General features: G+C 63.7%; 7 protein-coding genes and 1 riboswitch. All 7 genes read left to right on the top strand.

Going from position 1 to position 8,925, the window contains the following annotated elements; translation table 11 throughout:
• Positions 1-186 precede the first annotated feature (186 nt).
• The 7 genes from BN1133_RS03280 (at position 187) to thiH (ending at position 8,832) form a co-directional block, all read left to right on the top strand.
• Entirely contained in the window at positions 187-1,671 is a 1,485-nt protein-coding gene (locus BN1133_RS03280; protein WP_050665129.1) for an aerolysin family beta-barrel pore-forming toxin, read from the top strand.
• Between the two features lie 271 nt (positions 1,672-1,942).
• Positions 1,943-2,055: riboswitch (TPP riboswitch) on the top strand.
• Between the two features lie 280 nt (positions 2,056-2,335).
• The gene (gene thiC / locus BN1133_RS03275) at positions 2,336-4,327 is read left to right on the top strand and encodes a phosphomethylpyrimidine synthase ThiC (RefSeq protein WP_050665128.1); all 1,992 of its coding nucleotides are present in this window, start codon (positions 2,336-2,338) and stop codon (positions 4,325-4,327) included.
• Positions 4,324-5,931: a thiamine phosphate synthase gene (gene thiE, locus BN1133_RS03270; RefSeq protein ID WP_050665127.1), complete on the top strand. Its 1,608-nt coding sequence runs from the start codon at positions 4,324-4,326 to the stop codon at positions 5,929-5,931. The genes thiC and thiE overlap by 4 nt, the downstream gene beginning before the upstream one ends.
• On the top strand, positions 5,921-6,715 hold the full coding sequence (locus tag BN1133_RS03265) for a HesA/MoeB/ThiF family protein (RefSeq protein ID WP_050665126.1): 795 nt from the start codon (positions 5,921-5,923) through the stop codon (positions 6,713-6,715). Before thiE ends, BN1133_RS03265 begins: the two co-directional genes overlap by 11 nt.
• Positions 6,712-6,918: a sulfur carrier protein ThiS gene (thiS, locus tag BN1133_RS03260; protein ID WP_050665125.1), complete on the top strand. Its 207-nt coding sequence runs from the start codon at positions 6,712-6,714 to the stop codon at positions 6,916-6,918. Before BN1133_RS03265 ends, thiS begins: the two co-directional genes overlap by 4 nt.
• Before the next feature lies 1 nt (position 6,919).
• On the top strand, positions 6,920-7,687 hold the full coding sequence (locus tag BN1133_RS03255) for a thiazole synthase (RefSeq protein WP_050665124.1): 768 nt from the start codon (positions 6,920-6,922) through the stop codon (positions 7,685-7,687).
• Positions 7,684-8,832 (top strand): 2-iminoacetate synthase ThiH, encoded by a 1,149-nt coding sequence (gene thiH, locus BN1133_RS03250; RefSeq protein ID WP_050665123.1) that lies wholly within the window; start codon positions 7,684-7,686, stop codon positions 8,830-8,832. The genes BN1133_RS03255 and thiH overlap by 4 nt, the downstream gene beginning before the upstream one ends.
• Positions 8,833-8,925 lie beyond the last annotated feature (93 nt).

Here is an 8,925-nt window from a genome sequence, read left to right as displayed (position 1 = left end):
TTGTTCGCACCTTCCTTAATATAGGAAGTCCTCAATTTATTGTTTTGTTAATGTTATACATGCATTGAAATGTGGTCTGGATCGCATATTGAAGCCAATGTGACTGATATTATCGTACTCTCATGTCACCTGCTGATATATAAGCACTGGTGAATGTATGTCAATGTTCAATATATTGGGGTTGCTATGCAAAAACTAAAAATAACTGGCTTGTCATTGATCATATCCGGCCTGCTGATGGCACAGGCTCACGCGGCTGAACCTGTCTACCCTGATCAGGTCAAGTTGGCGACTCTTGGGGCGGGCGTCTGTGCCAGTGGTTATCGTCCTCTGACCCGCGATGAAGCCATGACTATCAAGGGTGCTCTGACCAGCCGCATGGGGCAGTGGCAGATTGCCGGGCTGGCTGACCGCTGGGTGATTATGGGGCCGGGATATAATGGCGAAATCAAACAGGGCAGTTCCGTAGAAACCTGGTGCTATCCCAACTCACCGGTTTCCGGAGAAATACCAACACTCACTGGCTGGACTATTCCTGCGGGGGATGAGGTCGATGTGCAATGGCAGCTTGTCAACGACAAATATTTGTTTATCAAGCCAGTCAGTTATCTCGCTGATATTTTGGGATACGCCTGGGTGGGTGGAAATCATGGCACCTATGTCGGGGAGGATATGGATGTTACCCGGGTTGGCGATGGCTGGCTGATACAGGGAAATAATGACGGCAGCTGCTCCGGATATCGTTGCGGGGAGAAGACCTCCATCAAGGTAAGCAACTTCTCATATACCCTGGAACCCGACTCCTTCAGCCATGGTCAGATCACCCAGAGCAGCAAGGAGCTGGTCAAGACCATCACGGCCAAGGCGACCAACTACACGGATCTGCCTCAGCAGGTGGTGGTGACCCTGAAGTACGACAAGGCCAGCAACTGGTCGAAAACCGATACCTACGGCATAAGCGAGAAGGTGAGCACCAAGAACAAGTTTAAGTGGCCGCTGGTGGGTGAAACCGAACTGTCTATCGAGATCGCTGCGAACCAGAGCTTTGCTTCCCAGAAAGGGGGCGCGACGACCGAGACCGCCGCGGTTGAAGCGCGCCCCACGGTGCCGCCTCACTCCAGCGTGCCGGTGCGGATTGCCCTCTACAAGTCCAGCATCTCCTACCCCTATGAGTTCAAGGCCGCAATCAATTATGACCTGACCATGAATGGCTTCCTGCGCTGGGGCGGTAATGCTTGGCATACCCATCCGAATGATCGCCCCACCCTAGAGCACACTTTTGCCATCGGCCCGTTCCGCGACAAGGCGAGCAGCATCCGCTACCAGTGGGGCAAGCGTTATATTCCGGGTGAAGCGAACTGGTGGGACTGGAACTGGACCGTTGGCCAGGAGGGCTTAGAGTCCATGCAGAAGCGCCTGGGTGCTGTGCTGCGCCCGTTCAGTTCGGCGGTGGTCGGTGACTTCCATGCCGAGAGCCAGTTTGCCGGCGAAATCGAAACCGGTCAGCCCCCAACCCGTCAGCTCCAGACCCGTTCCGTGTCCGTGAGGGCTGCCCAGTTGCCTGGCGCCTCTGCTAACGGTGTGGCACTGACCGACGTGGATCTGGACAGCCAGGCTCTTGCCAACGAAGGGTTTGGCAATGTATCCCTGACCATAGCGCCGGTTAAATAACCTCCCTCGCAGGCCCCTTTCATAGGGGCCTGTTTCTGTTCTGCGCAAGACGATGCGCTTGCCCTGCGCCCCTCGATTTTTCCTCTTTTTCTCCTCTTGTCCCTGCATGATCACAGCGGGAACCTGTGGCGTGCCAAGGTGATGCCAGCGCAGGTTTGACCTCTGTTTGGGGTGGCCCCGTGATCGAGGCACTATTCACTTATCTGTTGCAAGAGGCGTGTTGGCCAGATTGTTAACGGCTTGTGCTTTAAATTTTCCCCCTTATACTGGCGCCATCTTGTCGGAGTGCTGACCGTCGAACGACGCGAAGCTGAGACCGTTAATTCGGGATCCGTGGAACCTGATCAGGTTAAAACCTGCGAAGGGAACAAGGGTAACTTGCGGGTTACCGCGCCGGAGGAGGAACAAGCCTCTTCCGCTCATCGAAGGGATCACCCTTGATGGGTCAGGGCGCACAGGAGGGAGTCTGTCCCGTCCGGTTGTCCAGCACGTGGGGCGCCTTGCCCACAGCGTGCAGAGAGCGGGAAGCGGCAGTACAGCAGCGCGGAGATCCATCCCGCGCGAACTCCCTCCCGAGATAAACACCCCGCCGCAAGTTCATCTTCTCCTCGAACTCCAGACAAGCAAACACCCATAACTTCAACCAGTTAATGTGAGTTTTGCTATGTCTACTTCCGTATCTGATACCACCAAATCCAGCCGCCGCGAGCAACGCTCCAGCGCTCAGGCCTTTATCGACAGCCTCAAGGGGATGGCTCACCCCAACTCCCGCCGCATCTTTATCGAAGGCTCCCGCGCCGATATCCGGGTGCCCCTGCGTGAAATTCAGCTGGCCGATACCTTCGTCGGCGGCACCAAAGAAAATCCCCAATTCGAGCCCAACGAGCCGGTGCCGGTCTACGACACCTCGGGCCCTTATGGGGAAGAGGCCGCCCCCATCGACGTGCGCTGCGGCCTGCCGCGCCTGCGCGAACAGTGGGTGCTGGAGCGCGCTGACACCGACGAGCTGCCGGGGCTGAGCTCCACCTTCACTCAGGAGCGCCTGGCCGACGAGGGGCTGGATCACCTGCGCTTCGAGCATTTGCCGAGCGCCCGCCGCGCCAAGCCGGGCCGCCGGGTCACCCAGCTGCACTACGCCCGCGCCGGCATCGTCACCCCGGAGATGGAATTTATCGCCCTGCGCGAGAATATGGGCCGCGAGCGGGTTCGCTCAGAACTCTTGCGCACCCAGCATCCGGGTCAGGGCTTTGGCGCCAGACTGCCCCAGAACATCACGCCCGAGTTCGTGCGGGGTGAAGTGGCCGCCGGTCGCGCCATCATCCCCAGCAACATCAACCACCCGGAAGCGGAACCGATGATCATCGGCCGCAATTTTCTGGTGAAGATCAACGCCAACATCGGCAACTCGGCGGTCACCTCCAGCATCGAAGAGGAGGTGGAGAAGCTGGTCTGGTCGACCCGCTGGGGCGCCGACACCGTCATGGATCTCTCCACCGGCCGCTACATCCACGAGACCCGCGAGTGGATCCTGCGCAACAGCCCGGTGCCCATCGGTACCGTGCCCATCTATCAGGCGCTGGAGAAGACCAACGGCATCGCCGAAGACCTCACCTGGGAGCTGTTCCGCGACACCCTGCTGGAGCAGGCCGAGCAGGGAGTGGACTACTTCACCATCCACGCTGGCGTCCTGCTGCGCTTCGTGCCGATGACCGCCAAGCGCCTCACCGGCATCGTTTCGCGCGGCGGCAGCATCATGGCCAAGTGGTGCCTGTCGCATCACAAGGAGAACTTCCTCTACCAGCACTTTCGCGAGATCTGCGAGATCTGCGCCGCCTATGACGTGGCGCTGTCGCTGGGCGACGGTCTGCGTCCGGGCTCCGTCTATGACGCCAACGACGAGGCCCAGTTCGCCGAGCTGCGCACCCTGGGCGAGCTGACCAAGATCGCGTGGGAGTACGACGTGCAGGTGATGATCGAGGGGCCGGGCCATGTGCCGATGCACATGATCGAGCGCAACATGACCGAGCAGCTGGAGCATTGCCACGAGGCGCCTTTCTATACGCTGGGCCCGCTCACCACCGACATTGCACCGGGTTACGATCATTTCACCTCCGGCATCGGTGCCGCTCTCATCGGCTGGTACGGCTGCGCCATGCTCTGCTACGTGACCCCCAAGGAGCATCTGGGGCTGCCCAACAAGGAGGATGTGAAGCAGGGGCTGATTACCTACAAGATTGCCGCCCATGCCGCCGATCTGGCCAAGGGGCATCCGGGGGCCCAGATCCGCGACAACGCCATGTCCAAGGCGCGCTTCGAGTTTCGCTGGGAGGATCAGTTCAATCTGGCCCTCGACCCCGACACCGCCCGCGCCTACCACGACGAGACCCTGCCCCAGGAGTCCGGCAAGGTGGCCCACTTTTGCTCCATGTGCGGGCCCAAGTTCTGCTCCATGAAGATCACCCAGGATGTGCGCGACTACGCGGCGAAACTGGAGGCCGTTGAGATCAAGCTGGTGGGCATGGACGGCCAGCAGGAGCGGGTCGTGGCCGAGGTGGAGAGCGGCATGGCGCGGATGGCGGAAACCTTCAAGGAGACCGGCGGCGAGATCTACCACCAGGCGGCGACCCTGAAGCAGGCCGCAGGGGAGGAGGCGTGAGCAGCGAGCGCGGGGCTGTCAGCCCCGCCGACCTGACAGCAGTGACGGCGGCCCGTCCCGTGGTCTGGACCATAGCGGGTTCAGACTCCGGCGGCGGCGCCGGCATTCAGGCCGACCTGCACACCCTGCACGACCTCGGCGTGCACGGCTGCTCGGTCATCTCCGCCATCACCGCCCAGAACTCGGTGGCGGTGAAGATGGTCGACCCCGTGTTGATGCAGACCTTCACCGCCCAGATCGACGCCCTGGGGCTGGATCTGCCACCCGCCGCTATCAAGGTAGGTCTGCTGCCGACCCGGCTGCACGTGGAGGTGCTGGCCCGCAGGTTGTCGACCGTCGAGGCCCCCTTCGTGGTCTACGATCCGGTGGCCATCGCCAGCACCGGCACCCCCATGGCGGAGCCCGGCATGCTGGCGGCGGTGCGCGAGCACCTGCTGCCGCGCCTCTCCTTGATCACCCCCAACGGTCCCGAGCTGGAAGCCTTGACCGGCCTGCCCGCCACCAGCCCCGAGCTGGTGCGCCTCGCCGCACGGCGCCTGCGTGAACTCGGCGCCCGCGCCGTGCTGGTCAAGGGCGGTCACCTTGAGTGGGGTGGCGATCTCTGCCTCGACTACTACCAGGACGAGACCCGCGAATTCTGGCTCGCCGCGCCGCGCCTCGATACCCGCCACGGCCACGGCACCGGTTGCTGCTACGCCAGCGCCATCGCCGCCGTGGTGGCGCAGGACTACCCGGTGGAAGACGCCATCACCCTGGCGCGTGCCTACCTGCAACAGGGGTTGGCGGCGGCGCAGGGGGTGGGAGCGGGCCCCGGCCCCATCGCCCACCTCGGCTGGCCTGCCGATCTTGCCCACTTTCCCCGCGCCGTGCTGGCGGGATCATCGCTCGATCGTCGCTTCGGACTTTATGAAGCGAGCAGCGCCCGCCTGCCGGATGGCCCCTTTGCCGCAACCGAACAGAGTCTCGGCCTCTATCCGGTGGTGGACTCGGTCAAGTGGCTGCGCCGCCTGCTGGGGCAGGGGGTCAAGACCATCCAGCTGCGGATCAAGAATCTGCCCGCCGCCCAGGTGGCACCGGCCATTCGTGATGCGGTTGAGCTTGGTCGCCGCCATGGGGCGCGCCTCTTTATCAACGACTACTGGCAGCAAGCCATCGAGGCGGGCGCCTGGGGCGTGCATCTGGGGCAGGAGGACATGGAAACCGCCGATCTCGCCGCCATTCAGTCCGCCGGGCTGCGCCTTGGCATCTCCACCCACGGCTACTTCGAGCTGATGCGGGCCCGCGAGCTGGCCCCCTCCTATATCGCACTCGGCCATATCTTCCCGACCAACACCAAGGCCATGCCTTCGCGCCCCCAGGGGCTGGCGCGGCTGCACCGTTACCGCGCCCTGATGTGCGACTGGCCCACGGTCGCCATCGGCGGCATCAGCGAGGAGCGGGTCGCGGCGGTCAAGGCGAGCGGGGTCGGCTGCATTGCGCTGGTCTCGGCCATCACGGCGAGTGACGACTGGCAGGGGGCGACCGAACGGCTGCTGGCTGCCGTAGGGGCGGGGGATGAGCCTCGCTCGGCCACTGACATAAGAGAGGTGGAACATGCGCTCTGATGCCGCGTCTCTCAGTGACGAAGAGTATTTGCGCTATGGTCGCCAGCTGATGCTGGGGGAGATCGGGGAAGCCGGGCAGGCGCGGCTGAAAGGCACATCTGCGTTGATCGTGGGCCTGGGCGGGCTCGGCTCTCCGCTGGCCCTCTATCTCGCCGGGGCCGGGGTGGGCACCTTGTGGCTGGCCGATGGCGACACGGTCGATTCCAGCAATCTGCCGCGCCAGATCCTGTTCGATAGCGAGGCAGTCAACCACTCCAAGGCGGAGCTGGCCCGCGAGCGCCTGGCCGCCCACAACCCGCTGGTGGAGCTGATTGCCATCAACCAGCGGCTCGATGCCGCCAGCCTGCCCGGTTTTGTGGAAGAGGTGGATCTGGTGATCGACTGCTGCGACAACCTGGCCACCCGCCAGGCCATCAACGCCGCCTGCGTGGAGCAGGGCAAGCCCTGGATCTCCGCCGCTGCGGTGGGCTGGCAGGGACAGCTTATGGCACGAGTAAACAGCGATCACGCCTGCTACGCCTGCCTCTATCCGCAGGATACGAAAGTCAGTCAGAGCTGCGAGACCAGCGGCGTCACCGGCCCGCTGGTCGGGGTGATGGGCACCCTGCAGGCGCTGGAGGCACTGAAACTGTTGCTCGGCCTGCCGAGCCCGGTCGCCGGCACATTGCGCCGCTTCGATGCGCTGGCCCATCAGTGGCAGACCCTCACTCTGGCCCCCGATCCCGATTGCCCGGTTTGCGGGCAGCGCCGATGCCCGACACACGATAAGGAGATCACCCCATGACCCTCACCATTCGACTCAACGATAAAGCCCAGCCGCTGGCGGCGGGGCAGAGCGTGGCCGACCTGCTGGCCGCCCAGGGCATCCATCCCCAGGGGGTGGCGGTGGCCCTTAACGGCGCCGTGCTGCCCCGTGGCCGCTGGGCCGAAACCCGTCTCAACGACGGGGATGAACTTCACCTCTTTACCGCCATTGCCGGAGGCTGACATGCTCAAAATTGCCGATCACACCTTCTCCTCGCGCCTCTTCACCGGCACCGGCAAGTTTGCCCGCCCGGATTTGATGGCCGCCGCCACCCTGGCGAGCGGCTCCCAGCTGGTCACCATGGCCATCAAGCGGCTCGAACCCGGCAAGGCTCACGACGATATCCTGAGCCCCTTGCTGCAACTCGGGGTCAAGCTCTTGCCCAACACCTCGGGCGCCAAGACTGCGGCCGAGGCGGTGTTTGCCGCCCACCTGGCCCGCGAGGCGCTGGGGACGAACTGGCTCAAGCTCGAGATCCACCCCGATCCCCGCTATCTCTTACCCGATCCCATCGAGACGCTGAAAGCCGCCGAGCAGCTGGTCAAAGAGGGCTTCGTGGTGCTGCCTTACTGCGGCGCCGACCCTGTGCTCTGCAAGCGGCTGGAAGAGGTGGGCTGCGCCGCCGTGATGCCGCTCGGCGCCCCCATCGGTTCCAATCAGGGGTTGGTGACCCGGGAGTTTTTGTCCATCATCGCCCAGCAGGCCAATGTGCCTGTGGTGGTGGATGCAGGCATCGGCGCGCCGAGCCACGCCGCCGCCGCCTTTGAGCTGGGTGCCGACGCTGTGCTGGTCAACACCGCCATCGCGGTGAGCGGCGACCCGGTCGCCATGGGCCGCGCCTTTGCGCTGGCCTGTGAGGCAGGACGTAGTGCCTATGAGGCGGGCCTGGGCGCCCGCGCCCTGCAGGCGCAGGCCTCCAGCCCGCTTACCGATTTTCTGGGGGCCCTATGAGCGTGCACTTCGACTCCATCGAGGGCGTGAGTTTTCTCGATAGATGGCAGGCGCTGGAGTGGGACGACGTGGGGATGCAGGTACGCGCCAAGACCGCCGCGGACGTGGAGCGGGCGCTGACCACCTCCCGCCGCACCCTGGCGGACTTTATGGCGCTGATCTCCCCGGCCGCCGAGGCCTATTTGCCGCAGATGGCGGCCGAGGCCGAGCGCCTCACCCGCCAGCGTTTCGGCAACACCATCGGCTTCTATGTGCCCCTCTATCTGTCGAACCTCTGCGCCAACGACTGCACCTACTGCGGCTTCTCCATGAGCAACCGCCTGAAGCGCAAGACCCTGAGCCTGGAGGAGATAGAGCGAGAGTGCCTCGCCATCAAGGCGCGGGGCTTCGACAGCGTGTTGCTGGTGACCGGCGAGCACGAGACCAAGGTGGGGCTCGCCTATTTCCGCGAGGTGATGCCCATCATCCGCCGCCACTTCAGCACGGTAGGGATGGAGGTGCAGCCCCTCTCCCAAGACGAATACGCCGAGCTCAAGACCCTCGGTCTCGATTCGGTCATGGTCTATCAGGAGACCTACCACGCCCCCACCTACGCCCGCTATCACCTGCGCGGCAACAAGCAGGACATCGCATGGAGGCTTGCCACGCCGGATCGGCTCGGTCGCGCCGGTATCGACAAGATAGGGCTGGGGGCGCTCATCGGTCTCTCTGCGGACTGGCGCGCCGACAGCTACTTTGTCGCCGAGCACCTCGCCTGGCTTGAGCGCCACCACTGGCAGAGCCGTTATTCGCTCTCCTTCCCGCGCCTGCGTCCCTGCACCGGCGCTCTGGTGCCTTCCGTCATCATGTCGGATCGCCAGCTGGCCCAGCTTATCTGCGCCTGGCGCCTCTTCTCGCCGACGCTGGACTTGTCTCTCTCGACTCGCGAGTCGGCCACCTTTCGCAACGGTGCGGTGCGCCTTGGCATCACCCAGATGTCGGCCGAGTCGCGCACCCAGCCGGGGGGCTATGCCGAGGGGGATGCAGAGGAGCTGGAGCAGTTTGCCATCCACGACGACAGGCCGGTGGAGGAAGTGGCCGCCGCCGTGCGGCAGGCGGGGTTGCAGCCGGTGTTCAAGGATTGGGAGCCCTTCCTGGGCCGATAGGGGCGGAGTTCGGCCAAACTCCGTGCCTGTGGCGAGCAGGCACGGTTGCGCCGTGCAATCGTAGGGTCGATTTGTAGTGGTCAAGTAAAACTG

This window comes from Aeromonas schubertii, from assembly GCF_000820105.1.
Classification (GTDB): domain Bacteria; phylum Pseudomonadota; class Gammaproteobacteria; order Enterobacterales; family Aeromonadaceae; genus Aeromonas; species Aeromonas schubertii.
The sequence above is the reverse complement of the archived record's forward strand: the minus strand, read 5'-3'. Positions and strand labels throughout refer to the sequence as shown.